Origin of the sequence: Corynebacterium sp. HMSC071B10 (genome assembly GCF_001814825.1) — a bacterium.
Taxonomy (GTDB): domain Bacteria; phylum Actinomycetota; class Actinomycetes; order Mycobacteriales; family Mycobacteriaceae; genus Corynebacterium.
Genome location: NZ_KV818010.1, coordinates 1 through 25,611 on the forward strand (window position 1 = coordinate 1; position 25,611 = coordinate 25,611).

Below are 25,611 nucleotides of genomic sequence, written 5' to 3' on the forward strand. Positions count from 1 at the left end.
GACGTGTCTACTTTCCGGGGGTCAGGCCCACGTTCGCAGCGGCGCTGGAGTATCTGTTTGTGAAAAGGTCAACGAATTCTTCAACCGTGTTGAGGTCGATACCCATGAGGATCTCAAACGAGCCCGGGCTAAATTGTTGGACCTTAACTGTGGGCTGCTTTCCACTTAGTGGGTCAACTTCCCGATAGGCGATTCGTGTTATTTCTCCAAACGCAAGGAGTGCTGGACCTAGAGCTGAGACATCCATCTCGTTGTCGGAGAGCGCGTCGCCATCATAATGGGCGCAGAACTCATCGAGTTTCATATACCTCATGCTATTTGGCTGGCTTTTGCGAAGAACTGTTGAGGGTGGTTATACAGAAACGAGCTTCCGGCATCAGGTATTCGGACCAGGTCGATGGCTCAATCATTACTCCCCCCTCCGTAACTACATCACCTTCGGAAACTTTCACCGCCGATTCATCGACCGGGTCCCTCGTGGCGGGTGCACCTGTCACCGAGCGAATGATGCATGCTAACTAGCTACGGGCCCCAGCATCGGTTCGTTCCTGAAGAAGTTTTGGGTTAAGCGACAAAATGTGTGCTTTTTTGGATATGGATTCCCGGTCCTGCCTGCGCCTACGGCGGGGACAGTGCCGAGCTCTTTAACGGAGAGTGTCAGGGATCAACCACCACATTCGCGAAATACTGAGGGCCGGCGAGTTATCGGAAAGCGAATGTAAAAAACTTTTACAACAGCCAGGTCAAGATAGGCGTACGAACCACTACAACCTGGATATGATCCTTGCTGTCGGTTACCGCGTACGCGGACCACGAGGCGCACAATTCAGGAAATGGGCTACGGAAGTCCTCCGCGAGTACCTCACAAAAGGCTTTGCCCTCGATGACCAACGTCTCAAAAACGACGGCAAGGACACTCACTTCGAAGAACTGCTCGAGCGTATCCGCGAGATCCGTGTATCAGAACGTCAGTTCTTCCGAAAGATCTGCGACGTCATCTCCGCAACCAGTGCCGACTACGAGGAGACCAAGTCGTTCAACTCCGTTCGCCAATTCTTCACAGGGATCCAAAATCGGCTCCACTTCGCTACGCATGGACGAACCGCCGCCGAACTCATCTGGGAACGCGCCGACCGTAAAAAACCCAACGCTGGGCTTACCACCTGGCAAGGCGAACAACCCCACAAAGGAGACATGGAGATAGCTAAAAACTTTCTCACGGAGGACGAGGCGCGCCGAATGCGACGCCTCACCTCAATGTTCTTGGATTACGCCGAGGACCAGTCCGAAATGGGAAAAACACTTCTGCTCAAGGACTGGATGGAAAAAACTGATGCCTGGCTGGTATTCAACGAGCGCGAGGTGCTGAAGGGATATGGCAAACGCCAGCACAAACAGGCAGTAGAGAAGGCCAAGACCGAATGGGTTGAGTACCAACGTCGACTCGACGCAGAGGTCAATGCCAAGGATATGGCGCAAATTGAGCGAGAAGTGAAAGCGTTAAAGCGAGGCGAGGACACGACTGATTGATGCGCGCGCGTCGTGGAAATGTCGTGGCGAAGTATCAAGGCCCCTCTCCGAGTGGAAAGGGGCCTTGCATGTGGTGCGCCATGACGGGCTCGAACCGCCGACCTACTGGGTGTAAACCAGTTGCTCTTCCAGCTGAGCTAACGGCGCGCTAGCGGTAAACAGTAGCAGAAGCACCGCTTGACCGCCTAACCTGCAGGTCAGGGCAGGAACTACTTCTTGGTACCAGCGGCGGTCAGGCAGGAGCCCTGCCACTCGCCGAAGCGGTCCGCCTTCGTCTGCATCAGACCCGCGAGCTGTGCGGACTCGGAGATCTCGCCCGGGTGGACGCCGCCGGGTTTGGAGGCCCCGGGGGTCATGAGCCAGACGCGGCCGTTGTCGCCCAGGTTGCGGATGGCGTCCATGAGCGCGTCGACGAGGTCGCCGTCGTCGGAGCGGAACCACAGCAAGACGACGTCGCAGAGCTCGTCGGTCATCTCGTCCAGAAGCTGCTCACCGATCGCATCCTCGATGGCTTCCGAGATGGAAGAGTCGGCGTCTTCGTCCCAGCCGATCTCCTGCACAACGTCGTCGGCGTGAATATTCAGCCGGTCTGCATACGTGTTGACACCTGCGGCGCCCAAAGTTTTGCTTCCTCCATGTAGACGATTCAAAGACAGTGCAATAGAGCTTACATCTGTTGTGGGAGTTGTGGCGGGGAAGGGGGGGAATGTGGCGGCGATAAGCATTGGCCCATTAATGCCGGAAAACCCGAAACGAAGTAGGGTGGTGGGGAACAATTGCCCAAACACAAAGGGAGGATTTCTCGTGGCAGAGAAAGACCAGGCCAAAGAGTCGAACATCGAGCTGATTCGCGACGGTGTAGCGTCCTACCTGCACGACAGCGACCCGGAGGAAACCCAGGAATGGATGGATTCCTTCGACGGGCTGCTCGAAGAGTCTGATCCGGAGCGCGCACGCTACCTCATGCTCCGCCTGCTGGAGCGCGCGAACGCGAAGCGCGTGCAGCTGCCAGCGCTGTCCTCTACGGACTTCGTCAACACCATCCCCACCTCCCTGGAGCCGGAGTTCCCGGGCGATGAGCAGATTGAGAAGCGCTACCGCCGCTGGATGCGCTGGAACGCCGCCATCATGGTCCACCGCGCGCAGCGCCCGGGCGTGAAGGTCGGCGGCCACATCTCCACCTACGCATCCGCGGCTGCACTGTACGAGGTCGGCTTCAACCACTTCTTCCAGGGCAAGGACGCCGAACACGGCGGCGACCAGGTCTTCTTCCAGGGCCACGCCTCCCCCGGTATGTACGCCCGCGCCTTCCTTGAGGGCCGCCTAAGCGAGGACGACCTCGACGGTTTCCGTCAGGAGCACTCCCGCCCGCAGGGTGGCATCCCGTCGTACCCGCACCCGCACGGCATGCGCGACTTCTGGGAGTTCCCCACCGTGTCCATGGGCCTGGGCCCGATGAACGCGATCTACCAGGCCCGCTTTAACAAGTACCTGCAGGACCGCGGCATCAAGGACACCGAGAACCAGCACGTCTGGGCCTTCCTCGGCGACGGTGAGATGGATGAGCCAGAGTCCCGCGGCCTGCTCCAGATGGCGTCGCTGTACGAGCTGGACAACCTCACCTTCGTGATCAACTGCAATCTGCAGCGTCTCGACGGTCCGGTGCGCGGCAACGGCCAGATCATCCAGGAGCTGGAGACCTTCTTCATCGGTGCCGGCTGGAACGTGATCAAGGTGGTCTGGGGCCGCGAGTGGGATGAGCTGCTGGAGAAGGACGAGGACGGCGCCCTGGTCAACATCATGAACACGACCAAGGACGGCGACTACCAGACGTTCAAGGCCAACGACGGTGCCTACGTCCGCGAGCACTTCTTCGGCCGCGACGAGCGCACCAAGAAGCTCGTCGAGGACATGAGCGACGAGGAGATCTGGGCGCTGCGCCGCGGCGGCCACGACTACCGCAAGGTCTACGCCGCCTACAAGCGCGCGCTGGAGACCAAGGGCAAGCCGACCGTCATCCTCGCACACACCATTAAGGGCTACGGCCTGGGTCACAACTTCGAGGGCCGCAACGCCACCCACCAGATGAAGAACCTGACCCTGGAGGACCTCAAGCTCTTCCGCGACAAGCAGGAAATCCCGATCTCCGACGAGGAACTGGAGAAGGACCCGTACCTGCCGCCCTACTACCACCCGGGCGAGGACGCCGAAGAGATCAAGTACCTCAAGGCGCGTCGCGAGGAGCTCGGCGGCTACCTGCCGGAGCGCCGCGAGACCTACACGGCGCTTGAGCAGCCGGACTTTGAGAAGACCTACAAGGCGCTGTTCAAGGACTCGGGCAAGCAGGAAGTCGCCACCACCATGGCGCTCGTGCGCACCTTCAAGGCCATGATGCGCGACAAGGAGCTGGGCAAGCGCGTCGTGCCGATCATCCCGGACGAGGCCCGCACCTTCGGCCTGGACTCCTGGTTCCCGGTGCAGAAGATCTACAACCCGAAGGGTCAGAACTACGTCCCGGTCGACCACGACCTGCAGCTGTCCTACCGCGAGGCGTCGGACGGTCAGATCCTGCACGAGGGCATCAACGAGGACGGTTCCTCCGCCTCCTTCATCGCCGCCGGTACGTCGTACGCGACCCACGGCGAGCCGATGATCCCGATGTACATCTTCTACTCCATGTTCGGCTTCCAGCGCACCGGCGATAACTTCTGGGCCGCCGGCGACCAGATGGCGCGCGGCTTCATCATCGGCGCGACCGCTGGCCGCACCACGCTCACCGGCGAGGGCCTGCAGCACATGGACGGCCACTCCCCCGTCCTGGCCTCGACCAACCCGGCCGTGATCACCTATGATCCGGCGTTCGCCTACGAGATGCCGTACCTGGTGTCCAAGGGCATCGAGCGCATGTACGGCAGCGGCTCCGGCGAGGACGAGGACGTGATGTACTACATCACCGTCTACAACGAGCCGACCCACCAGCCGGCCCGCCCGGAGAACCTGGACGTCGAGGGCCTGCACAAGGGCATCTACCTTTACGACGAAGGCGAGAAGAAGGAGCACAACGTCTCCCTGCTCGCCTCCGGCATCGGCATGCAGCAGGCGCTGCGCGCCCAGAAGATCCTGCAGGACGAGTACAACGTCGGTGCCGCGATCTACTCGGTGACCTCCTGGGTCGAGCTGGCTCGCGACGGCGCGCGCGTGGCCAACGAGCAGCTGCGCAACCCGGAGAAGGAAGCGGAAGAGCCGTTCGCCACCAAGCAGCTGAAGCAGACCGCGGGCCCGTACATCGCCACCTCGGACTTTGCTACCAGCCTGCAGGAGCAGATCCGCGCCTACGTGCCGGGCCAGTACATCGTGCTGGGCGCAGACGGCTTCGGCTTCGCCGACACCCGCGAGGCCGCCCGCCGCTACTTCAACATCGATGCGGAATCCATGGCAGTTGCCGCCCTGCTTGGCCTGTCCAACGAGGGCAAGATCGACCGCGATGTGGTCAGCAAGGCCGCCAAGGACATGCACATCGACGACCCGACGCACCCCAACCCGAACGGCGGCGCTGAAGACTAAGCCGTTCGCGTGAAAAGCGCCCCCTTTCCGGTTTTTTGCCGGGAAAGGGGGCGCTTTGCGTGGGGTATTAGACAGGCAGGTTCAGCCCGTCGCCGAAGATCTTGGCCAGCTGCGGCAGCAGGAACGCGACGCCGCCGCCGATCGCGGCAATCAGCCCGATGACCAGTGCGGCGACCTGTGCAGTGGAAGACCCGGAGTTGGCGCCCGGCTGCGCCGCAGGCTTCTCTGGCTTCTCAGTAGCGCCCTTGCCGGTGCTGGCCACGCTGAAGCGCGCCTCGTCGGCAGTGCCGTCGGCGTAGCGCACTGCCACTGTAAATTCGGAGCCCGTCCGGGCGTCTTTGGGCACGGTGGTGGTCACAACGCCCTGCTTGTCGATGCTCGTGGTCCAGCGCGCGTGCGAGATGACTGACCACGAAGCATCCTTAGGCAGCTGCAGCGGGTTTGTGTTGAACTCCCGGTAGTTGCCGTTTTCGGGGCGGATCGTCACCCGCTGGCCGGGATTGGCGCGCTGGGGTTCGTAGGTGACGTCGTAAAGAAAGCTGTGCTCGGGCACGAGCTGCGGGTGCATCTGAACGAGCTCAGTGGAGTTGTCCGGGTAGCAGATGCGGATGTCCAGCTTGTCGGTGGTGTTGGGGCCGGGCTGAATGGAGGGGTGCGGCGCGCCTTCTTTGCGCAGGTTGTGCTGGAGGAAGAGCTCGAGCTGCTCGCCGCGGCGCTGCACCTTGATCGGCTCGGTGAGGTTGTCCTGCGTGGCGATTGCCCAGGTTGCGCCCTTGGGCATGCCCTCGATGTCGTAAAGCGCGGGCGTGCTGACGTAGTAGCCGGGCACCTTGCCCACGGTGCGCGGGGTGGCGTCGATGTAGGGCTCGAACTTGTCCTTCATCTGGGTGCCGTCGGAGGCACCGCTGTCGCCGCGGGCGGTACATTCCGTCGCAGCCACGGCGCCACCGGGCACGACCACGCCCACCGCCAGGCAGGCGGCGACAACACTCGCGCTCACAATCCGCTTCATTGCTCGACTCCTTCGATCAGCCGCACGATGGCGGTGGTGACGGCACCCGGCGCGTCGAGCGGCGGCATGTGCCCGGATTCCGGCAGCACTTGCATGTACGCGCGCGGCCAGATGCGGTGCAGCGCCTCCGATTGCGACACGGGGGTGACGTTGTCTCGGTCACCAACCAGGATATATCCAGGAAGCTCAGCAAGTACAGTGCCGGCGTCCAGCTCGGAGTGATGAAGCAGGTCCTGGAAGTAGCCGGCGTAGGTTTCCAGCGGGGTTTCGCGGATCATGGCGGCGTGGAAGTCGACGATGTCATACGGCATCGGGCGGAAGTAGAAGCCCAGCGCGAGCACCGGCGCGATGGTGTCGGTCACCACCTCGCGCACGCCTTCAGCAAAGCGCGGCGTGGCGCGGGTGACGGTTTCCAGCACGCGCCCGATCGGCCCGGCGAGGATCTGCGGCAGCCCCTGCACGGTGAAAGGCTCGACCGCGCTGGAGATCTGCACGCTGCCCGCCCAGTCAAATTCGGAGGCGTAGCGCCGCATCAGTGACAGGGACACGGGCCCGCCGAGTGAGTGCCCCACCACGATCACGGGGCCGCGCGCGCCGCGGGCTCGCAGGACGGCGGCGCAGGCATCGGCTGCGGCGTCGATGGTCAGTGCCGCCGGGTCGGGCGTGGGGTTTTGCCCATGCCCGGGCAGGTCCAGCAGGATCTGGCGCACCCCAGGCGCAAGCTTCTCGACGCCACGCACCTGCATATAAAATGTCTCCGCCGAAATATTGAAGCCGTGGACGTACACCACGGTGGAGGCGTCGGAGTCTGACGGCCCAGTCTCGTAGAAGTGGACTTCGCGGCCCGCCACGTCCACGGTGCCGGTGCGAGTGTAGGTCAGGCCGATGGTGCCGTCGGCGTCGTGAAGCTTGGCGCGGGTCTGAAGCAGATTGCGGCGAGCGGCGGGCGTGAGGGTGCGGGCGTAGGCGAGCGGGCGGAGCATGCTTTCCACCTTATTATGGGTGTATGGAACTCTCCCAACGCCTCAATCTGGGCGACTTCAGCAAGCTTCTCGACGCCGACGAGCCCCAAAACGACGCCCCCGCCGACACGTTCTCGCGCCTGGCTGCGCTGATCGAGCGCGTCACCGGCGGAGAGGACAGCGTCTCCCCGTCGACCGCTCTGAACGATACGGGGATCAGCTCCCTGGACCGCATCGAGCTGGCCATCCGCATCGAGGATGAGTTCGGCGTACGCGTCACCGAGCGGGTCTACGATGAGTGCGAGACAGTCGGCGAACTCGCAGATTTCTTGGAGGATGAGCAGTGAGCATCGCGTACTTAACCGACATGGACGGCGTGTTGCACCGCGAGGGCGACATGATCCCAGGCGCGGACGAGTTCATTTCGCGGCTGCGCGCGGAAGACATCCCGTTCATGGTGCTGACGAACAACTCGATGCAGACGCCGCGCGATCTTTCCGCCAAGCTCACCCGCATGGGGCTGCACATCGAGCCGGAGCGCATCTGGACCTCTGCCACCGCGACGGCGAAGTTTCTCTCTCAGCAGGCCGGCGAGGCCTCCGCGTACGTGATCGGCGAGGCGGGGCTGACCACGGCGCTGCACGAGATGGGCTGGATTCTTACCGAGGCGGACCCGGACTTCGTGGTGCTCGGCGAGACTCGCACCTACTCCTTCGAGGCGCTCACCACGGCGTGTAACCTCATCCGGCGCGGCTCGCGATTCATCGCCACCAACCCGGATCTGACGGGCCCCGGCCCCAACGGCGTGATCCCCGCGACCGGGTCGGTGGCGGCCATGATCACGGCGGTGACCGGTCGCGACCCCTACTACGTGGGCAAGCCCAACCCGGTGATGATGCGCTCGGCGCTGAATAACCTGGGCGTGCACTCGGAGAACACGGTCATGATCGGCGACCGGATGGACACCGACATCAAGGCCGGCATGGAGGCAGGCATGCGCACCGTGCTGGTGCGCACCGGGATCAGCGACGACGCGGAGATCGCCCGCTACCCTTACCGCCCCACCGCGATCGTGGATTCCGTCGCGGATTTGGTCGGGCACATCGAGGCGCCCTTCGGGAGCTAGTCGGCGACGTAGTAACGCTGCTTGTTCACAAACTCGTCCATGCCGAGCGCGCCGAGCTCACGGCCGAAACCGGAGTTCTTCACGCCGCCGAACGGCAGCTCCGGGCCGCGCGCCTGCGGGATGTTCACATGGATCATGCCGGTAACCACGCGGTTGGCCACCTTCTTGGCGCGCTCCTCATCCTGGGAGAAGACGGCACCACCCAGGCCGTAGTTGCAGTTATTCGCCAGCTCGATGGCTTCTTCGTCGCTTGCGACCTTGTAGATCTCGGCGACAGGCCCGAAGAACTCTGCCTTGTAAGACTCGGAGCCGACCGGCACATCGGTGAGCACGGCGGGCGTGAAGTAGGCGCCCTCGCCGGTCAGCTCGCCGCCGACGTGCAGCGTGGCGCCCTCTTCGACGGCCTTTTGCACCTGGTCGCGCAGGGTTTCTGCCGCACCGCGCGAGGACAGCGGGTAGAAGTGGCCCTTCTGCGGGTTGAAGGGGTCGCCCTGGGTGAAGTCCTTCGCGCGGCGGACCATGGCGTCGACGAAGTCGTCGTAGATGTCATCCATGACGATGATGCGCTTGTTCGACGTGCACGCCTGCCCGGTGTTCGCCAGGCGCTTGCCCCACGCGGTGTCGGCGGCGGCCTCGACATCAGCGGTGTCCAGCACGATGTAGGCGTCGGTGCCGCCGAGCTCGAGCAGCGCCTTCTTCAGGTTCTGGCCGGCGGTTGCGGCAACGGCGCGACCGGCGCGCTCGGAGCCGGTAAGCGACACCCCCTGGACGCGGATGTCGGCGAGAAGTCCGGCCACCTGGTCGTGGGTGGCGCGGATGTTGGTAAACACTCCGGTCGGAGCGCCGGTTTTCGCGCACGCCTCGTCGACAATCGCCTGGATGGCTTCAGCGGAGCGGGGGCAGATTTCGGCGTGCTTGAGCAGCACGGTGTTGCCCGCCATGATGGTCGGCGCGATGAAGCGCGCGACCTGGTAGTACGGGAAGTTCCACGGCATGACACCGACGATGACGCCAATGGGCACCTTGCGGATGACGGCTTCGCCGCCGGTGTGCTCGATTGGCTCGTCGGCGCTCAACGCGGCACCGTGCTCGGCGTAATAGTTGAAGATGCCGACGACGTCGTCGAGTTCTCCTTCGCCCTGGTCGAGCGGCTTGCCCATTTCTTCGGCGATGATGCGGGTAAGTTCGGGGCGCTTGGCGTCGAAAAGCTGCGCGATTTCGCGCAAAAGCTTCGCGCGATCGTCGAAGCTCACCTCGCGCCACTGGGTAAAGGCTTCGTCGGCGCGGTCGAGGGCGGCGGCGAGCTCGGCGTCGGTGATGAAGTCGAAGGTCTCGACGACCTCGTTGGTTGCCGGGTTCTGTACACGGTATTGATCAGACATGCGCTCCATCGTACGACCGCGGCGTGACACGCGCTACAAAGCCGTGCGTTTTGGCGTATGCGTCCAAGCGCTCGGCGAAAGTGGCCAGGGCCTCGGCGGGCGCGCGCAGCGTTTCGCGGCAGCAGTAGGTGCCGTCGGCCTCGCGCTGCCAGCGGGTAAACCAGATCGCGTCCTCGTCACCCGTGGTGGGCGCGTCGGGCAGCTCGCAGAGCAGCTTCTCGACGCCGCGCCGACACCCCCGCCCCATCCCGGACACCACCAACGTAGCGGCGGCAGTGGGCGCGTGTGCGGCTGGCGCGGTTGCGGCGCGCGTGAACGTAGCCGTCGAGGCGTACGGCGCGACCAATGTCGTAGTCATGAGTTGGGGACCTTCCGTATCGTGCTTCGCGGTGCCGCATGCGTGTGACTGCGCGTCGACGTGACTAGTGCCTTGCGCGGTCCCGCATGCGGCGGTGGACACCCCACACCCGGTGACTAGGCGGGTTCCGGCCGCGGTGACTAGGCGCGGCGGCGGAGTGTAAGACGAGAGGTTCGTCTTCCCCAACGGCCTCTTGTATCTCGCGACCAATCTTGCGCCACACAAGTTCACCCCGGCAACCCTCAACCGCAGGTTGATCCCCCTATTTACTCAAGTTGAGGTAGAGGGTGACACACGGATCACGGCCGCCACATTTGGAATTTGTTGTGGCGCACACCTCAGGCGCGCGTGTACTGTGTCGCCCAACACCCCTAACTGATGGAAAGGCACTCCCATGACCGAGACCACCGCACAGCAATGGCTCAACGACCTCGAGGCCGCGACTGCGCAGACCGATCCCACGGCCGCAGGCAAGGCTGCCGCCGCACTGTTCGAACCGGAGGGGTTCTGGCGCGACCTCACCGCCATGACGTGGAACCTGTATACCGCTGAGGGCCGCGAGGAAATCGCACGCATGGTCACCGCCACCCACCCGGACAGCACGATCACCAACACGGAGCTGACCGAGGTCGTCGACGAAGGCGATGGGGTCACGAGGATCCAGTTCACCTGCGAGACTGGCAATTTTTACTGCCGCGGCATCGCCAGGCTTCGAGCTGGCAAAGCGTGGACGCTGCTGACTTCCGGCCGCGAGCTGAAGGACTTCCCGGAAAAGCGCGGACGCAACCGCGAGCTCGGCGCGCAGCACGGGCCACAGCAGGACCCGGAGAACTGGGCTGATCGCCGCGAGAAGCGCCGCGCCACCCTCGGTATTTCTGAGCAGCCCTACGTACTGATTATCGGCGGCGGCCAAGGCGGCATTGCGCTGGGTGCGAGGTTGAAGCGTCAGGGGGTGCCGGCGTTGATCGTCGATAAGGCGGATCGGCCGGGCGATCAGTGGCGCGGCCGCTACCACTCCCTGTGCCTGCACGACCCGGTGTGGTACGACCACATGCCCTACCTGCCCTTCCCAGACGACTGGCCGGTGTTCACACCGAAAGACAAGATGGGCGACTGGCTCGAGCACTACGTCGGCATCATGGACCTTGATTACTGGACCAACGCGGAGGTCACCCACGCCGAGTTCGACGAGGAGCAAAAGCGCTGGGACGTCACGCTGACTCGCGACGGCGAGGAACTCACCCTGCACCCGACCCAGTTGGTCTTTGCCACCGGCATGTCGGGCGTGCCGAACCGCCCGCAGCTCAAGGGCCAGGAAAACTTCGCGGGCGAGATCCGCCACTCCTCCGAGCACCCCGGCGGCGACGGCGACAAGGACAAGGACGTGGTGATCCTGGGTGCGAACAACTCCGCCCACGACATCGCCGCGGACCTGGTGCACAACGGGGCGCGCCCGGTGATGATCCAGCGCTCGTCCACGCACGTCTCGCAGTCGGACTCGCTGATGAAGCACGTTTTCGGCCCGTTGTACTCGGAGGACGCGGTGGAGGCCGGGATCGACACCGACACCGCCGACCTGCTGTTCGCCTCCTGGCCCTACAAGGTGCTCCCCGATGCGCAGCGGCCGGCGTTCGACCAGATCCGTAAGGAGGACGCCGAGTTCTACCAGGCGCTCGCCGACCGCGGGTTCATGGTGGACTTCGGCGACGACGACTCCGGGCTCTTCCTCAAGTACCTGCGCCGCGGCTCCGGCTACTACATCAACGTCGGTGCCTCGGAGCTGGTTGCCGACGGCTCGATCCCCGTCCACTCCCCCACCTCGATCGCCGAGGTCAAGGAGCACTCGGTAGTGCTTGACGACGGCACCGAACTGCCCGCCGACGTCATCGTGCTCGCCACCGGCTACGGCTCGATGAACGGCTGGGTCGAGCACCTCATTGACAAGGAGACCGCCGACAAGGTCGGCCGCGTCTGGGGTCTCGGCTCGGACACCACGAAGGACCCGGGCCCGTGGGAGCGCGAGCTGCGCAACATGTGGAAGCCGACCCAGGTGGACCAGCTGTGGTTCCACGGCGGCAACCTGCACCAGTCGCGCCACTACTCGCGCTACCTCGCACTCCAGCTCAAGGCGCGCTACGAGGGCATGGACACCCCTGTCTACGAGCTGGCCGAGGTGCACCACACCTCCTAGAGCAGGCGCACCGCCAGCACGCCGGCGAGGATCAGCACCAGCCCGAGCGCGCGGGTGGCGTTGATCCTGCGCTTGGCGGCGCCGAACGCCCCGACCGATTCCATGACCTGGCCGCCCGCGATCGTGCCCGCGTTAAACGCGATCACGGTCGTGGCCGTGCCGAGGATGGGAACCAACGTGGCACCACCGATGACGAAGGTCGCGCCAACAACGCCGCCCAGCCACATCCACCACGGCCCCGCCGTGGGCTTGCGGGCGAGCTGGCGCGGGCTGGTCACCAGCACCGCGATGAAGAGCAGCAGCGCGCCGACCGCCAGGTTGATTTCGGCTGCGTGCAGCGAGGAGCCCGCGATCGTGCCCAGGTAGCCGTTAACCGCGGCCTGGGTCGCTGAGCCCATGCCGACTGCGACGCCGAGCAGGCGGTAGAGCCACAGCCCGGCCCCGTCGGCGTCGCCGCTCGCGGCATTCCTTCGCACCCCAAGCACCACCGCGATACCAACCAGCACCACCGCGGCGCCAAGCACGCGCAGCAGGCTCACCGACTGCTGGGGCGAATGGAACAGGCCGAAGTAGTCGATGGTCAGCCCCATGATCACCTGGCCCAAAATCGGCAGCACCACGGTCTGCACCGCGCCGAGTTTGGGGAAGAGCAGGATGTTGCCCAGCACGAAGACTGCACCCATGAACCCGCCGAGCCAGATCCACCAGGGCGCGTGCGTGCCCGGCGCGAACTGCGGCAAGGGGTTGCCCACCAGCACGGCCGTGGCCAGGATGGACAACAAAAGCGCGACGCTAAAAGAAAGCAGCGCGGAGACCACCGGCTGGTTGCCCACGCTTACACGCAGGCGGGAGTTCGCGGCGGTCTGGATGGGGATCAGCGCGCCGATGGCTAGCGCGATGGGAAGGTGCAACATAGCTAGGAATGCTAACGCTTACCCCGCAGCATTCCCTACCCCAGGCGCTTGGTGGCGTCGACCACCATGTCCCAGAACTTGTCCACGTCCAGCTCGGTGGCCGCAAACGTAGTGCAGTCGGCAGGCGCAGGCGCGCGGAAATCCGCAACCGTGCGGCCGGTAGTCAGCGCGCCGGAGAGTTCGACGTCGATGGGCACGGGCACGGTTTTTACCACCGAGGGGTCGATGAGGTAGGCCACGCAGCAGGGGTCGTGCACCGGCGGGTTGTCGAAGCCCTGGTTGTCCTTGTAGTTGGAACGGAAGGCGTCGAAAAGCCCGACGACCAGATCGCCCACGTCGGTGCCCAGCGCAGCGAAGCGCTGCTCCACCTCGGGCGTGGCCAGGGCCTGGTGGGTCAGATCCAGGCCGACCATGACCACGGGCCAGGACTCGTTGAAGACGATGTGGGCGGCCTCCGGGTCGACGACGATGTTGAACTCGGCTGAGGCCGTCCAGTTGCCGGTGGCATACGCCCCGCCCATGAGGACGACCTCGCGGACGCGCTCGACGATGCGCGGCTCCAAGCGCGCCGCGAGCGCAATGTTGGTCAAAGGCCCGGTGGGCACGAGCGTGACGGTGCCAGGTTCCTCGGCCATGATGGTGTCGATGATCGCGCGCACCGCGTGAGTCTCGCTGACCTCCACGTCCGGCTCCGGCAGCTCGAAGCCGTGGATTTCCATACCAGTATCGCCGTGAACGGCTTCGGCGGTTTCCACCTCGCGCACGAGCGGGCGGTGCGCGCCGCGGTAGATCGGCACGTCGGTGCACCCGGCGACGGTAAGCACCTGGGCCGCGTTGCGTGTGACTTTGTCGATGGTGTGGTTGCCGCCGACCGTCGTTAAGCAAAGCAGCTCAATCGACGGGTCGCCGAGCGCGAGCAGAATAGCGACTGCATCATCATGACCTGGGTCACAGTCAAGAATAATTTTACGCACGGTTGGCCTCCTCAGCGGCGATGGTGTCGGGCAGATCCTGCGGGCGCGGGATCAGGAAGGAAGTGCAGAACGCGGCGATGAGCAGCACCAGGCCCGCGATCATGCCGGCGCGGTAGCCGCCGCCCTGGTCCGCGAACGAGGTAACCACCGCGAAGATGACGGTGAACGAGATGCCGGCGCCGAGGTTGAACGCGCCCGCGTTCAGACCCGGCAGGTAGCCCTGGTTGTACTTCGGGGCAAGCGTGACGTGCAGCGAGCCAAGCATGATGTTGGCAATGCCCGCGTACGTGATACCCGCGGCGATGGAAAGCAGCAGCAGAAGCACCGGCGTTGGGTTGCCCACGATGAAAATCCCCATGAGCACCGAAAGTGCCGCCCCGCCGATACCGATCTTCAGCACCAGGTTGTAGCCCAAACGGCCGGCGAGGAAGCCTGCAAAGGGACCGACAACAAGGCCGGCGATGGCGTACGGCGTAAGCGTCCAGAAGGAGACGGTACCGGCCGACAAGCCGGGGCCGTGCACCTGGTCCTGGGCCAGGTTGGGCACCAGGCCGTTCATCACGGCGAAGATGCCGGTCATGGTGAGCGTGGTGGTGGTCAACAGCGCCCAGGTACGACGCTGCTTGATTAGGTCGGGCTGCACCAGCGGGTGGCGGGTGGAGTTCTCGGCGCGCCAGAACACGAAGAGCGCGGCAGCGCCGATGGCCAGCAGGATGATCACCATGAACCAGTTGGCCTCGGCGAGCGCACCGGCCTCGTTGAAGGCGGTAAGGATCGTGCCGATCGCCACGACGAGCCAGGCCACGCCCTTCCAGTCCATCGGCTGCAGCTCGTTGGACTTCGTCTCCGCCACGCCGTAGCGGATGGTAAAGACCGCGGCGAGTGCGAACGCGCCGATCACCCAGAACAGGGAACGGAATCCGAAGGCCTGCGTGAGCCAGCCGCCGAGGATGGCGTCCACACCCGCGATACCGCCGTTAATGGAGGTCAAAATGCCCACCAGGAACGCGAACTGCTTCTCATCGCGCACCGCCTGCCGCAGCATCACCGAGGTCAGCGCCACCGTCGGCCCCGACACACCTTGTACCACGCGCCCAATAAACAGCATGGTCACGTTCACCGACAGCGCGGCGATGATTGAGCCGATGACGGTGACGGCCATCATGCCCACGAGCACCTTCCGGCGGCCAATCAGGTCACCCCACCGCGGCATAAACAGCGAAAACAGCGCCGCCGCGGTGAAGAACGCCGTCTGCGTCATGCCAATCTGGCTCGCGGTGGCGTCCAGCTCCACCTGCATCGTGGCCAGCGCGGGCGCGAGCATGGAGGCGTTGAGCTGGAACGCGAAAACGGCGGTGAGCAGGGCCAACATGAGTGGCCACACTTGGGAGGACGGGAGTTTCTGCCCGGGCGCGGGAACCTGGGTGTTATCGATGCCACTTGTCATGCGCCACAGTTTATTGCAAAAACGGCCGCATCACACGGGTAGAAAATGGATTTTTAGGTCAGCGCCTCCCACACGGAAGTATTTGTCTCCTGCCACAGCGGCTTCGCCCAGTCGCCGAACTCGCGATCCGTCAGCGCCACCATCGCCTGCCCGTCGGCCACCCACAGGTAGGTGCCCGCCATACCGAAGTGCCCGACCGTGTCCGCGGGCATCCCGTCACCCGTCCAGTGTGGTGCCTTCTCCCCCTTGATCTCAAAGCCAAGGCCCCACGGGCAGGGCTTCTGCATGCCGTAGCCTGGCACAACACCGCGCAGGTCCCCGAATTGATTCGAAAACGCCTCGCGCAGCGTCCCCTCCGCTAGAAGCTTCGGCTCCAGCAGCTCCTGCGCGAACAGCGCCAGGTCGCTTATCGACGCCCGCCCGCCATGACCCGCCGACCCATACACTTCAGCCGTACGCATCCCCAGCGGCTCGAAAACCCCCTCACGCAAGTACTCCCCAAAGCCGATCCCGGTTTTCTCCTCCAAAAAGTCCGCCAGAATCTCGTAGCCGGCGGAGGAGTAGATGCGCCGCTTGCCCACTGGCTTTTGCAACTCGCGCGTATCAAAGCCCACACCACCGGCGTGCGCGAGCAGGTGCCGCACGGTCGCCCCCTCGGGCCCGCAGGGTGTGTCCAGCTCGAAGGCCCCCTCCTCCACCGCGAGCAGGATGCCGTAGGCCGAGAGCAGCTTGGTCACGCTGGCCAGCTCGTAGACGTGCTCCTCATCGCCGTACGTGCCGGTTTGCGTGCCAATCAGCGCGGCGCTGACGTTGTCGGCGGGCCAGGAATCCAGAAACGGGGCTAAATCGACGTGCATGAGCCTCAAGCCTACCAATGTGTACACGACACCTGGTTTGTGTAAGCTGGCTTACACCTGAGCGCCGGAAGGGGTAAGGGTCACCGGCCGAACGGCCTTCATAACTGCACGCAGCCTGCACTTTTTACAGAAAGTGCGGGCCCCAACGAGCACGAGAGGGAGAATCGATGACCGGTTCCTCTAAAGTCCCGCCCGGTAATACGGGCACGAAAGAAAAGGCCAAGGGCCGCGAAGACAGCCACGAGCACGTAGACGGCGAGGGCGCAGGCTTCCTCGGCTTCATCGAAAGGGTCGGCAACAAGCTGCCGGATCCTTTCTGGCTCTTTGTCATCTTGGCCGGCGTTGTCGCCGTGACCTCCTGGATCGGCCACAAGGTTGGCATGAGCGCCGTCGACCCCGGCACGGGTGAGACTATCGAGGTCGAGTCGCTGCTCACCGGAGAGAACATCTCGCGCATGGTCACCGACGCGGTGGAGAACTTCATCGCCTTCCCGCCACTCGGCGTGGTGCTTTCGGTGATGCTGGGCGTGGCCGTGGCGGAGCAGACCGGCTTCCTCGGTGCCCTGGTGCGCGCGATGGTGGCCAAGGTTGGCCCGCGCATGCTCACCTTCATGGTCGCGCTGGCGGGTGTGACCGGTTCCGTGGCTTCCGACGCGATCTACGTGATCATCATCCCGCTGGGCGCGCTCGCCTTCCACGCGGTGGGGCGCTCGCCGATCGTGGGTGCGATGGTGGCGTTCGCGGCGTCGTCGGCAGGCTTTAATGCCTCGCTGATCCTCAACATCACCGACCTGCTGCTGGCCGGCATTTCTACCTCAGCGGCCAACATTGTTGACGAGGCCTACGAGGTCTCCCCACTGGCCAACATCTTCTTCGTCATCCCGTCCGCGGCGGTCCTCGCGCTGGTGATTACCGCGGTGACCGAGTTCTTTGTAGACAAGAAGGCGCAGGCGCTGGTCAACCACGATCACATCGAGACCAAGGAACTCGCTTTTGACAAGATCGAAAGCCGCGAGCACGCCAAAGCCCTCAAGGAGGCCGACTCCGGCGACCCGCTGGTAGAGGAAGCCGCTGGCAAACCTAAGGAGACCCCGGAGCCTGAGTACGAGCGCCAAGAGGGCGAGCTGACCGAGGAGCAGCTCAAACTCTCCCCCATCGAGTGGAAGGGCATGCTGTGGTCCACCGTGGCGCTCGTGCTGTTCCTCATCGCCTACTTCGTGCTGCTCTTCGTCCCGGCCTCGCCGTTCGCGCGTCCGGAGGAGGGCTTCATGGAGTCCCCGCTCATCCGCGCGATTGCCGTGCCGATCGCCCTGGCGTTCTTCCTCATGGGCCTGGTCTACGGCCTGATCGTCGGCACAATCACCTCCGCCGCGGATATCCCGGCGTTCATGGCGCGCGGCCTGCAGACGCTGCTGCCGATGCTGGTGCTCTTCTTCGCCGTCTCCCAGTTTTTGGCATGGTTTACCTGGTCCAACCTGGGTTCCTGGACCGCGATTAACGGCGCGGAGCTTTTGCAGCGCTGGAACCTGCCGAACGTGTTGCTCTTCCTGGGCTTTGTGATCATGGTGGCGCTGGTCAACCTGTTCATCACCTCGGGCTCCGCGCAGTGGGCGCTTATGGCACCGGTGGTGGTGCCAATGATGATGTACGTGGGCATCGCCCCGGAGGTCACCCAGATGCTCTACCGCATCGGCGACTCCCCGTCGAACATCATCACCCCGATGTCGCCCTATTTCGCGCTCGCCTTGACCTTCCTGCAGCGCTACTACAAGAAGGCCGGCGTGGGCACGCTCATGTCGCTGGCGCTGCCGTACACCATCGCGATGATGGCGGGCTGGTTCGTCTTCTTCCTCATCTGGTACTACGCAGGCATCCCGCTCGGCCCGGGCTCGCCGATGGACTACCAGGTGGGCTAGCCTCCGCTTATCGACGCCCCCGGGGCCGGAGAGCAACTCTCCAGCCCCGTTTTCTTTTACCTTTCGTCACCTTGGCACAAGCTTCAAGAACGCTGGCACTTGCATGGTTTAATGGAATGGATCGATACTTTCTTGTGTGAAAGGCATGTCTTCCCATGCGAAACTCCCGCCCTACACGGCAGCTTCTGGCCAATGTTCAAAATCTTGCACCCACGCTGTTGAGTGCCGTAATCGCCCTGATCACGGTAATCAGCATCATTGCCGCAAGCGGTGACGGAGCATCCAGCAGCTCCGGCTCCAGCAGCAGCGAACGCTCCACTACCGCGCCGACAGCGCCTGACACCCTGCCCACAAGTACGCAGGCGCATGCGCCGACTACGTCCACACGCCCTACCCCAGAGTTCACTTTGCCTGATCTTGGCTCCCTTCTTCCCGAACTCCCATCGAGCGAGACGCCACAAGCACCCAGCGAGCCGGACACACCCGAGCCGACAGTCGAAGAACCGGCTGAAGCGGGCACCGAAGAACCCCAAATGCTCGAACGCACGCGAGCTGACGGCACCATTACCACGAAGTGGCTTATGCCCGACGGCTCCGAGAAGATCACCACTGAGGATGATCCTGACTGGTTCGAGACCGTGACCCAGACGATCAACGGCGTGACGTACGTGAAGAAGGTCGATAAATACGGCAACGTCATTTCCACCGAAACCTTCGGGGAGCCGATCGACCCACACTATGACGATCCTTTCTGGAACCTCCGTCAAGAGTTGGAGCGCGAGAAGCAGGAAAAGGAAAAGCGCTACGACGAATCGGACATGAAGTACGAGAGCGAAGGCCTACGTGAGGAAGTGCGCAGGCAGTTCAACGCTTGGAACGCGTACCGCGCTTCCAAGGGGCTCCCGACGATGGAGTGGAGCAATGCGCTCGCCCACGAAGCAGACAAGTGGGCGAAGAAACTCGCCTACGAAGACGCGAAGGATGCGACCTTCTACGATACGCACCCGCACGAAAGGTCGTACGTCAAAACGGGCATCGACCCTGAATACAACGCCACTTACGTTGAAACCAACGCTGGGGAAAATGTGTGGTCAACAAACTCGTGGCAGTTACCCAATACCCTTGATGCGTTCATCGCGTCTCCGCCGCATAACGACAACCTGCTCTACAACAGGTGGCCGAATAAAACGCTCGTGGGCGGCATCTCGATCGTGAAGGGAACGCAGATTTTCAACGGCCACCCTCTCTACTACATCGTGTACAAGTTTGCGTACAAGGAACATATGTAGATCCTCGGGCATGAGGAAGGCATCACCCACACGCGTCTACCGATTGCGCTTCCCTGAACTTGCGCTGAGAAATGTTGCACAGACGGCCGTCAGAGGTTTTAATACGTTTGTCCGGTTTCCCTTCATTTTGAAAGTTTTCCATGAACAACTTCAAAGACATCAACAAGCTCTTGGGCAACATTGAAGCCCTCATTCCCCAGATCGTCGGTGCGATCGTCGCGCTGACCGCGCTGATCGGCACCGTCGCCGGCCTGGCGCAGAACGGCAGCAGCGTCAACCCCGGCAACGGCGACTCTGGAGTCGTCGCGCCCTCCGACCCGAAGCTGGCGCAGGAAAAGCTGCTCATCCCGGGTAGCAGGGACGGCATCACCTACGACAAAGTCGACTACGGTGTCGAGGTCAAGGTCGGCGACAAGGTCTACACCGACTCCGCTCGTAATGGTCAGTGCTACCGGTACAGCGGGTGCTTCGTAGAGCGCAAGCTGAACAGCGAATTCCGAAAGGCCACCTTCACCGCGGTGTGGGACGAGAACGTCGTGAACAACACGTTGGACGAAGGCGAGATCAAGGTCTATGTCAACGGCAATCTCAACCAGAGCAAGATTGTGAAGAAGGGCGACGTCGTCAACTTCGAGGTACCGGTCAGCAAGATTGACACCCTGAAGATCCAGTTCCCGAAGAAGGACGGGCAGGGTCTCTCGATCATCAACGGTGTGCTGTACCGCTAAAACCAAGCAGCACCAGGAAAGTGGGCGGAGTCTGAAAAACCAGACGCCGCCCACTTTTTGGTGCGCTGACCTCTACCACTCGCCCACGTCTAGCCCCTCGTCCACCGCTGCGTGCGCCAGACCTGTGCATACACCCTTTTCACGTGGCTGCGCTATCGACGTCTCGTTGTGGAATTGGCGCATGAGTTAAGGTCGTTAGTGCCCACCTGACAGGAGAACACCCCGCATGTATCAACTCTTCGTTGACGAGTCCTACCAGAAAGATCACTATTACGTGGCGGGCGTCCTCGTTGACGAAAAGCAATGTGAGACCTTGGTGACGCGGCTCGACGAACTTGCCGAAGGTCTGCGAGAACGCAACAGCTGGCTTGCCTCCCCTGAGTTTCATGGACATGCCCTGATGAATGGGTTAGACGACTGGAAAAGCCTCAATGGTAAATTTGGAGCGCGCGTGTCCATCTACCAGAAGGTGCTGCACGCAATACAGAACTCGGGTGCCCGCATCTACCTTGAAGGCGTTGATGTTAACCGGCTTAATGCGCGATACAAGTACCCGGATAGTCCTCACGAGGTAGCGCTACGCCACACGCTTGAGCGTGTCAATGAGTATTGCGCACTCAACGGGCAGATGTGCAAGGTCATTGCGGACATGGTGCCGCAACAAGATGATTTTAACGAGGCAATCCAAGGATTTACCCGCGTCAGCACTCCGGGCTATCACAGCCAAAAACTCCTTTGCGTTGACGGCGACATCGAGTTTGTTGACTCTAGGGAAAGTAGGGGCGTGCAGGCAGCAGACATGTCCGTATACGTGCTGCGCCGCCACCGAGAAGAAACAACCGCTGGTAAGTCGGCACGCAGGGCAACCGCGCGACTCGTAAAGGCACTCGGTCCTGCTCTCGTCCACGAGCGGAAGTGGGGGTTAAGCGACAAAATGTGTGCTTTTTTGGATATGGATTCGCGGTCCTGCCTGGGCCTACGGCGGGAAAGTGCTCGTTGAATCGGGGTTCCCGACCGTAGACTGGAAGGTCCACCACTTCAGGCGTTGGATGTGCTAAGGCGGCAGGCCGTTAAACCAGCTAGTGAAGCAGCCAACTCAGCACGGAAAAAGAAAACACAACAGGCCCATGCCTGGCATGTGGAATCACCACCGCAACAATGGACGCCACCAGCGAGCAATGATGGACGGTGATACTACCTGCACGTCCAGCACCAGAATGCCCCTCTGGCGTTCGCAACCGAGCAAGACTTTGGGCGCGCAGACTACACACACGCCCGCCAGGTGCATGCGTGAGCGGCATCAAGCCAACTCGCCCGACGGCCGACCGGAAGTCTGCGACACCGACATCAACCCTTCCTGGGCCATCCGACACGGCTGGGCAGGACGCACATAACCCGAGTACAACACCCCCAACCCACCCATCCCGGCCCCATAAAAAGCACACATTTTGTCGCTTAAGTCGACACGCCGAGAAAAGCACACATTTTGTCGCTTAACCCGGAAGTGGCTTCCTTAGCCCAGAAAAAGCTCTGGAGCCTACGCGGCTCCAGGCGACAACGTTCCGGTATCCGGCTCGTCGTAGCCTTAATTTAACCCATTTTGGCGCTTTTGGTCAAGACTTTCCACAGTTGAACTTGCGCTCCCCCCGTACACGGAGAGACCCCCGTGGCGCTTCAAATCCCACTCACCGCTCCGGAAACAGCGCAATCCCCCACACGCCCACAACGACGGCAACCGCCACGAGTACCCACCACGCAACCCCGCGCGGCCGCACAAACCAGATGTCCGCAACCAGCCACACCAGACTCGGCACGCCAAGCGCCAGCCCGAGCAACGTCAGCGCCCGCCAGTCCGGCAATTGCCCTGCGCTGAGCAGCATCACGATACCCAGCCCGAGCAGTCCCCCGGCGAGTGCGCGCGGGCGGGGCCATCCAACCGGAATAATCATGCGCCCGATGCTACCGGCCCGGCCGCGCACGATACGCTGATACATCATGACCGGCAGCTACTTGGACACCTACGACGTCGCCTGCAACCGCGCAGCCGCGCAGGTCATGGCGCACTACTCCACCAGCTTCTCGCTGGCCACCAAGTTGCTGCCGCAGCCGATGCGCACCGACATCCGCAATCTCTACGCCATGGTCCGCATCGCCGACGAGATTGTCGACGGTGCCACCTCCCAAGCCCACGAGTGCCCCGCCACCGCCCTCAATATCTACGAGGACGCCGTCATCCACGCGCCCGCGCAGCGCTTCCATACTGACCCGATCCTGCACGCCTACGCCGCCACCGCCCGCGCTTGCCAATTTCCCGACGACGAGGTCCGCGCCTTCTTCGCCTCCATGCGCTCAGCCCTTCCCGACCAGCCAGACCTGCCGCTCGAGGCCTACATCTACGGTTCCGCCGAAGTCATCGGCCTGCTCTGCCTGCGCGTCTTCTTCCGCGGCAACGACGCTGCACTCACGCCACAATTGATCGACGGTGCCCGCGCACTCGGCTCCGCCTTCCAAAAGATCAACTTCCTACGCGACCAAGCCGAGGACTCCGCCCTCGGCCGCCGCTACACCGAGCACTCGCTTATCGACGCCCCCGTCCACCCCTTCATCCCCGAAATCCGCACCGAACTCGCCCAGGCCAAGCAACAAATCCCCAACCTGCCACCACGGGTTCGTCCGGCGGTGCGGGCAGCGACCGCGATCTTTGAGGACCTCACCGACCGCATCGAGGCCACCCCGCCAGACACGCTTCGCAGCACCCGCATCCGCGTGCCCAACCACCGCAAACTCGCCCTTGCGGCCCGGGCCCTGCGCTAGCAGGTCTGCAGTTTGTCGGTGAACTGCTTCGGCGCACCCTGCCCCCGCAGCGTTGCCGTGCTGTAGCACTTGAACCCGGTGTTCGTCTCCCCATCCGGCTTCACCACTGCCCACTTGTCACCATTCGCCCGAAACGCGACGATCCAGTCGGTCTGCTTCGCACCGGCGACAGCCCACTTGCCGTCGCAGTACTGCACCGTCGTTCCCGTCGGCGCAGGCCAACCCGGCACGATCGCGTCAAAGGCGCCCGGCTGGCACGATGCGTTCGTCTCCTGCTTGCCCGCGCTCAGCGCCGGGATCGCCAGCCCCGCAGCACCGGCAAGCGCACCAAGCTCGCCCAGCCCCGGCACCTGCGGCAGCTCGAGCCCGGGCACGTCAATCAGCCCCTGGGAGACAGCAAAGTAACTGCCCGCACCTACGAGCGCCAGCACGCCGAGGCTAATGCCCACAATCGCGCCAGTGCTTAGCGACGACCCCGCGTCCCCCTCCTGGCCTTCATCCCCAGTCGAGCTACCAGAGCTGGATTCCTGCTCAGCGACAGGGGCATCCGGCGCCTCCTGGGCGTAGGCGGGCGTAACGGTGGTACAGGCGACGGCAGCGGCGACGCCCAGCGGCAGCAGTGTCTTCTTCATGCCCACTACCCTACCCCCGGTTTTCGCTCTACGCGTCCGCTGCGGCGGCGATCGCTTCGGCAGTGGCAAGATCCTGCCAGGGCATACCGACGGTCTTACAGACCACACGACGATCCCGCGCCAGCTCCACTTCGCCGCGCACGACCTGCGCCATGGTCACCAGATCCTGGCGCCGAACGGTGCCCTCCTCAGTCGCCAGCACAACGTCTCCTGCCTCCCGGTAGGCCACCGTGGGATCCTCGACAATCACCTGCGCGCCCTCGAACACATCCGCCGCAAGCTCGCGGGTATCCGCAGTGTGCGCACCCACGGCCAGCACGATCGCTCGCTCACCAAGATCTGCAGCATGCACGATCGGCTCGGGGGCTGTCGTCGCGGTAATGACGAGCTCAGCATTCTTGACCGCGTCCTTGGCTGCATCCGTGCCGGACTCTACCCAGTCGTAGGAGAAGTCCGCCGGCTCAGTAAGCGAGACAAAAGTAATGCGCAGCTCACGGACGCCATCGAGCACGCTTTCCAGCGTGGCCGCGTGACCGAGCCCCTGTGCGCCGGTGCCAAAGATAACGACGTCGAGCGGTTCCTCGGAGGCCGTCAGCAGGTCGACCACCGGCGCGATAGAGGCGGCCGGAGTGCGCAGCGCGGGCAGCGACGTGGCATCAATAAGCGTGTGCGGCGTGAGCGTCTTCGCACCCATCAGCAGGTACGAGCCTTGCACGAGCGGGACGTCTTCGGTGGAGTCGGAAGGCTGGATGCCGAGGATCTTCACGCCCACTGCACTGTCCGTAGCCGACGGCATGAGGTGCATCTCGCCGTGTGGGAGCTGGACTTTCTCGCGCAGGGGGTCCGTTGCAGGATCAAACCCTTCGGCAAGCGTGTCGCGCAAAGCGGCGACCGCCGCAGCCGGGGTGAGCGTGGCTAGAACTTGGTCGTGGCTAATAAAACGCATGGCCCCACCCTACGTGGTGTAGGACAGGGCCGAGGTAAAGGAAGAAATCTTGCGATTACCTACGGTGCTGCTGGGCCGACGAGGGAATGACGCCGGGCAGCGGGTTCGGGATCATGCCCTGAAGCACCATGTAGTACCAGGTGGAGCCGACGGCAAAGGAGCCCAAAAGGGCGGTCATGATGATGTCGAAACGGCTCGCGTGCTTGACCACTTCAGTGAAGCTGCCTGCGGCAACTGCGTCGTCGAAGCTGGAGCCGACGGCGCGCTCGTAGCTGTTCTTGACGGAGCTCATGTCGTTCACCACGACAGTCGCGTCACGCTGGAACACTTCAACGTTGGAATATGGACTGGCGGCGTGTGCGCTAACTGGCGAAAAAGCGCCGCTGGCCACGGCTAATGCGGTGGCGGCGGCGAGGGTACGATTCTGCATGCGACACACAGTAACACTTTTTTGTATCGTTTGCCATATTTGGCCTGCCTGACCTGCCGATTTGTTTCTTTTTAGAAGATGAGACAGAATAAGTACTCGTTGCACAGAGCGCAGCGGGAACGCAGCAGGACGGCAACAAAGTGAATATTCCTCCATAGCTCAGTTGGCAGAGCATTCGACTGTTAATCGAAGGGTCACTGGTTCGAGCCCAGTTGGAGGAGCTGTACTTGTAAGGCCCCGCGCCCGACCGAGATGACCGGTCGGACGCGGGGTTTCACGTTTGAGTGGATACCCGCAGCAAGGGTTGGGTTAAGCGACAAAATGTGTGCTTTTCTCGGCGTGTCGACTTAAGCGACAAAATGTGTGCTTTTTATGGGGCCGGGATGGGTGGGTTGGGGGTGTTGTACTCGGGTTATGTGCGTCCTGCCCAGCCGTGTCGGATGGCCCAGGAAGGGTTGATGTCGGTGTCGCAGACTTCCGGTCGGCCGTCGGGCGAGTTGGCTTGATGCCGCGGGCCTGACCCCCGGAAAGTAGACACG

The 25,611-nt window shown here is 63.1% G+C and carries 24 protein-coding genes and 2 tRNA genes; 11 read left to right on the top strand and 15 right to left on the bottom strand.

Annotated features, from left to right (window positions below; genetic code table 11):
- Positions 1 to 7: 7 nt before the first annotated feature.
- Complete coding sequence (locus HMPREF2990_RS08530) at positions 8 to 304, bottom strand: hypothetical protein (protein ID WP_141757855.1); 297 nt, start codon at positions 302 to 304, stop codon at positions 8 to 10.
- Between the two features lie 350 nt (positions 305 to 654).
- Between HMPREF2990_RS08530 and rhuM the strand changes: the two genes are divergently transcribed.
- Positions 655 to 1,530 (top strand): RhuM family protein, encoded by an 876-nt coding sequence (gene rhuM / locus HMPREF2990_RS08535; RefSeq protein WP_366105878.1) that lies wholly within the window; start codon positions 655 to 657, stop codon positions 1,528 to 1,530.
- A 71-nt stretch (positions 1,531 to 1,601) separates the two neighbouring features.
- Here the strand turns inward: rhuM and HMPREF2990_RS08540 are convergent.
- Positions 1,602 to 1,677, bottom strand: a tRNA-Val gene (locus HMPREF2990_RS08540).
- A gap of 62 nt (positions 1,678 to 1,739) precedes the next feature.
- On the bottom strand, positions 1,740 to 2,150 hold the full coding sequence (locus HMPREF2990_RS08545; protein ID WP_070764075.1) for a DUF3052 domain-containing protein: 411 nt from the start codon (positions 2,148 to 2,150) through the stop codon (positions 1,740 to 1,742).
- A 184-nt stretch (positions 2,151 to 2,334) separates the two neighbouring features.
- Here HMPREF2990_RS08545 and aceE point away from each other — a divergent pair, with 184 nt between their 5' ends.
- The gene (gene aceE / locus HMPREF2990_RS08550; RefSeq protein WP_070764077.1) at positions 2,335 to 5,094 is read left to right on the top strand and encodes a pyruvate dehydrogenase (acetyl-transferring), homodimeric type; all 2,760 of its coding nucleotides are present in this window, start codon (positions 2,335 to 2,337) and stop codon (positions 5,092 to 5,094) included.
- Positions 5,095 to 5,161: 67 nt separating this feature from the next.
- Here the strand turns inward: aceE and HMPREF2990_RS08555 are convergent, their stop codons facing one another.
- Entirely contained in the window at positions 5,162 to 6,106 is a 945-nt protein-coding gene (locus HMPREF2990_RS08555; protein ID WP_070764079.1) for a Rib/alpha-like domain-containing protein, read from the bottom strand.
- Entirely contained in the window at positions 6,103 to 7,089 is a 987-nt protein-coding gene (locus HMPREF2990_RS08560; RefSeq protein WP_070764081.1) for an alpha/beta fold hydrolase, read from the bottom strand. Before HMPREF2990_RS08560 ends, HMPREF2990_RS08555 begins: the two co-directional genes overlap by 4 nt.
- Positions 7,090 to 7,112: 23 nt before the next feature.
- On the opposite strand from HMPREF2990_RS08560, the gene HMPREF2990_RS08565 reads away from it, so the two are divergent.
- Both HMPREF2990_RS08565 and HMPREF2990_RS08570 read left to right on the top strand, forming a co-directional pair.
- Positions 7,113 to 7,415, top strand: a complete 303-nt coding sequence (locus HMPREF2990_RS08565) for an acyl carrier protein (protein WP_070764084.1) — start codon at positions 7,113 to 7,115, stop codon at positions 7,413 to 7,415.
- Positions 7,416 to 7,435: 20 nt separating this feature from the next.
- Complete coding sequence (locus HMPREF2990_RS08570; protein WP_070764120.1) at positions 7,436 to 8,194, top strand: HAD-IIA family hydrolase; 759 nt, start codon at positions 7,436 to 7,438, stop codon at positions 8,192 to 8,194.
- Here the strand turns inward: HMPREF2990_RS08570 and HMPREF2990_RS08575 are convergent.
- Entirely contained in the window at positions 8,191 to 9,576 is a 1,386-nt protein-coding gene (locus HMPREF2990_RS08575) for an NAD-dependent succinate-semialdehyde dehydrogenase (protein WP_070764086.1), read from the bottom strand. The genes HMPREF2990_RS08570 and HMPREF2990_RS08575 overlap by 4 nt on opposite strands.
- On the bottom strand, positions 9,569 to 9,934 hold the full coding sequence (locus HMPREF2990_RS08580; protein ID WP_141757856.1) for a hypothetical protein: 366 nt from the start codon (positions 9,932 to 9,934) through the stop codon (positions 9,569 to 9,571). Before HMPREF2990_RS08580 ends, HMPREF2990_RS08575 begins: the two co-directional genes overlap by 8 nt.
- 394 nt (positions 9,935 to 10,328) lie before the next feature.
- Between HMPREF2990_RS08580 and HMPREF2990_RS08585 the strand changes: the two genes are divergently transcribed.
- Positions 10,329 to 12,125 carry a flavin-containing monooxygenase gene (locus HMPREF2990_RS08585; RefSeq protein WP_070764090.1) on the top strand — a complete coding sequence of 599 codons (1,797 nt, stop codon included), beginning with the start codon at positions 10,329 to 10,331 and terminating at the stop codon, positions 12,123 to 12,125.
- Here the strand turns inward: HMPREF2990_RS08585 and HMPREF2990_RS08590 are convergent.
- The 4 genes from HMPREF2990_RS08590 to HMPREF2990_RS08605 are packed head-to-tail and all read right to left on the bottom strand — an operon-like array spanning position 12,122 to position 16,317.
- Positions 12,122 to 13,039 (bottom strand): DMT family transporter, encoded by a 918-nt coding sequence (locus tag HMPREF2990_RS08590; RefSeq protein WP_070764093.1) that lies wholly within the window; start codon positions 13,037 to 13,039, stop codon positions 12,122 to 12,124. The genes HMPREF2990_RS08585 and HMPREF2990_RS08590 overlap by 4 nt on opposite strands.
- A 35-nt stretch (positions 13,040 to 13,074) precedes the next feature.
- A complete protein-coding gene (locus HMPREF2990_RS08595) occupies positions 13,075 to 14,013 on the bottom strand; it encodes a uridine-preferring nucleoside hydrolase UriH (RefSeq protein WP_070764095.1) in 939 nt (312 codons plus the stop codon).
- The gene (locus HMPREF2990_RS08600) at positions 14,006 to 15,460 is read right to left on the bottom strand and encodes a uridine transporter UriT (RefSeq protein ID WP_070764097.1); all 1,455 of its coding nucleotides are present in this window, start codon (positions 15,458 to 15,460) and stop codon (positions 14,006 to 14,008) included. The genes HMPREF2990_RS08595 and HMPREF2990_RS08600 overlap by 8 nt, the downstream gene beginning before the upstream one ends.
- A 53-nt stretch (positions 15,461 to 15,513) precedes the next feature.
- Positions 15,514 to 16,317 carry a serine hydrolase domain-containing protein gene (locus HMPREF2990_RS08605; RefSeq protein WP_070764099.1) on the bottom strand — a complete coding sequence of 268 codons (804 nt, stop codon included), beginning with the start codon at positions 16,315 to 16,317 and terminating at the stop codon, positions 15,514 to 15,516.
- Positions 16,318 to 16,484: 167 nt separating this feature from the next.
- On the opposite strand from HMPREF2990_RS08605, the gene HMPREF2990_RS08610 reads away from it, so the two are divergent.
- The 4 genes from HMPREF2990_RS08610 (at position 16,485) to HMPREF2990_RS08625 (ending at position 21,250) form a co-directional block, all read left to right on the top strand.
- Complete coding sequence (locus tag HMPREF2990_RS08610) at positions 16,485 to 18,233, top strand: AbgT family transporter (protein WP_070764101.1); 1,749 nt, start codon at positions 16,485 to 16,487, stop codon at positions 18,231 to 18,233.
- A 155-nt stretch (positions 18,234 to 18,388) separates the two neighbouring features.
- A complete protein-coding gene (locus tag HMPREF2990_RS08615) occupies positions 18,389 to 19,522 on the top strand; it encodes a CAP domain-containing protein (protein WP_083317098.1) in 1,134 nt (377 codons plus the stop codon).
- A 140-nt stretch (positions 19,523 to 19,662) separates the two neighbouring features.
- On the top strand, positions 19,663 to 20,250 hold the full coding sequence (locus HMPREF2990_RS08620; protein ID WP_070764105.1) for a hypothetical protein: 588 nt from the start codon (positions 19,663 to 19,665) through the stop codon (positions 20,248 to 20,250).
- Between the two features lie 226 nt (positions 20,251 to 20,476).
- Complete coding sequence (locus HMPREF2990_RS08625) at positions 20,477 to 21,250, top strand: DUF3800 domain-containing protein (RefSeq protein ID WP_070764107.1); 774 nt, start codon at positions 20,477 to 20,479, stop codon at positions 21,248 to 21,250.
- A gap of 685 nt (positions 21,251 to 21,935) precedes the next feature.
- Here the strand turns inward: HMPREF2990_RS08625 and HMPREF2990_RS08630 are convergent.
- Positions 21,936 to 22,199, bottom strand: coding sequence for a hypothetical protein (locus HMPREF2990_RS08630; protein ID WP_141757857.1), 264 nt, complete (start codon positions 22,197 to 22,199; stop codon positions 21,936 to 21,938).
- Positions 22,200 to 22,245: 46 nt separating this feature from the next.
- Here HMPREF2990_RS08630 and HMPREF2990_RS08635 point away from each other — a divergent pair, with 46 nt between their 5' ends.
- Complete coding sequence (locus HMPREF2990_RS08635; protein WP_070764111.1) at positions 22,246 to 23,064, top strand: phytoene/squalene synthase family protein; 819 nt, start codon at positions 22,246 to 22,248, stop codon at positions 23,062 to 23,064.
- Here the strand turns inward: HMPREF2990_RS08635 and HMPREF2990_RS08640 are convergent.
- The 3 genes from HMPREF2990_RS08640 to HMPREF2990_RS08650 are packed head-to-tail and all read right to left on the bottom strand — an operon-like array spanning position 23,061 to position 25,072.
- Entirely contained in the window at positions 23,061 to 23,696 is a 636-nt protein-coding gene (locus HMPREF2990_RS08640; protein WP_070764113.1) for a hypothetical protein, read from the bottom strand. The genes HMPREF2990_RS08635 and HMPREF2990_RS08640 overlap by 4 nt on opposite strands.
- 28 nt (positions 23,697 to 23,724) lie before the next feature.
- Complete coding sequence (locus tag HMPREF2990_RS08645) at positions 23,725 to 24,642, bottom strand: ornithine cyclodeaminase family protein (RefSeq protein ID WP_070764114.1); 918 nt, start codon at positions 24,640 to 24,642, stop codon at positions 23,725 to 23,727.
- A 55-nt stretch (positions 24,643 to 24,697) separates the two neighbouring features.
- Entirely contained in the window at positions 24,698 to 25,072 is a 375-nt protein-coding gene (locus HMPREF2990_RS08650; RefSeq protein ID WP_070764116.1) for a hypothetical protein, read from the bottom strand.
- Positions 25,073 to 25,220: 148 nt separating this feature from the next.
- Between HMPREF2990_RS08650 and HMPREF2990_RS08655 the strand changes: the two genes are divergently transcribed.
- Positions 25,221 to 25,293 (top strand) — tRNA-Asn (locus HMPREF2990_RS08655).
- Positions 25,294 to 25,611 lie beyond the last annotated feature (318 nt).

Excerpts from the sequence above, each read along its gene's own strand:
- HMPREF2990_RS08615 (WP_083317098.1), top strand. The coding sequence starts at position 18,389 with ATGCGAAACTCCCGCCCTACACGGCAGCTTCTGGCCAATGTTCAAAAT.
- HMPREF2990_RS08555 (WP_070764079.1), bottom strand. The coding sequence starts at position 6,106 with ATGAAGCGGATTGTGAGCGCGAGTGTTGTCGCCGCCTGCCTGGCGGTG.
- HMPREF2990_RS08585 (WP_070764090.1), top strand. The coding sequence starts at position 10,329 with ATGACCGAGACCACCGCACAGCAATGGCTCAACGACCTCGAGGCCGCG.
- HMPREF2990_RS08650 (WP_070764116.1), bottom strand. The coding sequence starts at position 25,072 with ATGCAGAATCGTACCCTCGCCGCCGCCACCGCATTAGCCGTGGCCAGC.
- HMPREF2990_RS08635 (WP_070764111.1), top strand. The coding sequence starts at position 22,246 with ATGACCGGCAGCTACTTGGACACCTACGACGTCGCCTGCAACCGCGCA.
- HMPREF2990_RS08580 (WP_141757856.1), bottom strand. The coding sequence starts at position 9,934 with ATGACTACGACATTGGTCGCGCCGTACGCCTCGACGGCTACGTTCACG.
- HMPREF2990_RS08530 (WP_141757855.1), bottom strand. The coding sequence starts at position 304 with ATGAAACTCGATGAGTTCTGCGCCCATTATGATGGCGACGCGCTCTCC.
- HMPREF2990_RS08565 (WP_070764084.1), top strand. The coding sequence starts at position 7,113 with ATGGAACTCTCCCAACGCCTCAATCTGGGCGACTTCAGCAAGCTTCTC.
- HMPREF2990_RS08640 (WP_070764113.1), bottom strand. The coding sequence starts at position 23,696 with ATGAAGAAGACACTGCTGCCGCTGGGCGTCGCCGCTGCCGTCGCCTGT.
- HMPREF2990_RS08610 (WP_070764101.1), top strand. The coding sequence starts at position 16,485 with ATGACCGGTTCCTCTAAAGTCCCGCCCGGTAATACGGGCACGAAAGAA.
- HMPREF2990_RS08620 (WP_070764105.1), top strand. The coding sequence starts at position 19,663 with ATGAACAACTTCAAAGACATCAACAAGCTCTTGGGCAACATTGAAGCC.
- HMPREF2990_RS08630 (WP_141757857.1), bottom strand. The coding sequence starts at position 22,199 with ATGATTATTCCGGTTGGATGGCCCCGCCCGCGCGCACTCGCCGGGGGA.
- HMPREF2990_RS08600 (WP_070764097.1), bottom strand. The coding sequence starts at position 15,460 with ATGACAAGTGGCATCGATAACACCCAGGTTCCCGCGCCCGGGCAGAAA.
- HMPREF2990_RS08625 (WP_070764107.1), top strand. The coding sequence starts at position 20,477 with ATGTATCAACTCTTCGTTGACGAGTCCTACCAGAAAGATCACTATTAC.
- HMPREF2990_RS08575 (WP_070764086.1), bottom strand. The coding sequence starts at position 9,576 with ATGTCTGATCAATACCGTGTACAGAACCCGGCAACCAACGAGGTCGTC.
- HMPREF2990_RS08570 (WP_070764120.1), top strand. The coding sequence starts at position 7,436 with ATGGACGGCGTGTTGCACCGCGAGGGCGACATGATCCCAGGCGCGGAC.
- HMPREF2990_RS08605 (WP_070764099.1), bottom strand. The coding sequence starts at position 16,317 with ATGCACGTCGATTTAGCCCCGTTTCTGGATTCCTGGCCCGCCGACAAC.
- HMPREF2990_RS08590 (WP_070764093.1), bottom strand. The coding sequence starts at position 13,039 with ATGTTGCACCTTCCCATCGCGCTAGCCATCGGCGCGCTGATCCCCATC.
- HMPREF2990_RS08645 (WP_070764114.1), bottom strand. The coding sequence starts at position 24,642 with ATGCGTTTTATTAGCCACGACCAAGTTCTAGCCACGCTCACCCCGGCT.
- HMPREF2990_RS08560 (WP_070764081.1), bottom strand. The coding sequence starts at position 7,089 with ATGCTCCGCCCGCTCGCCTACGCCCGCACCCTCACGCCCGCCGCTCGC.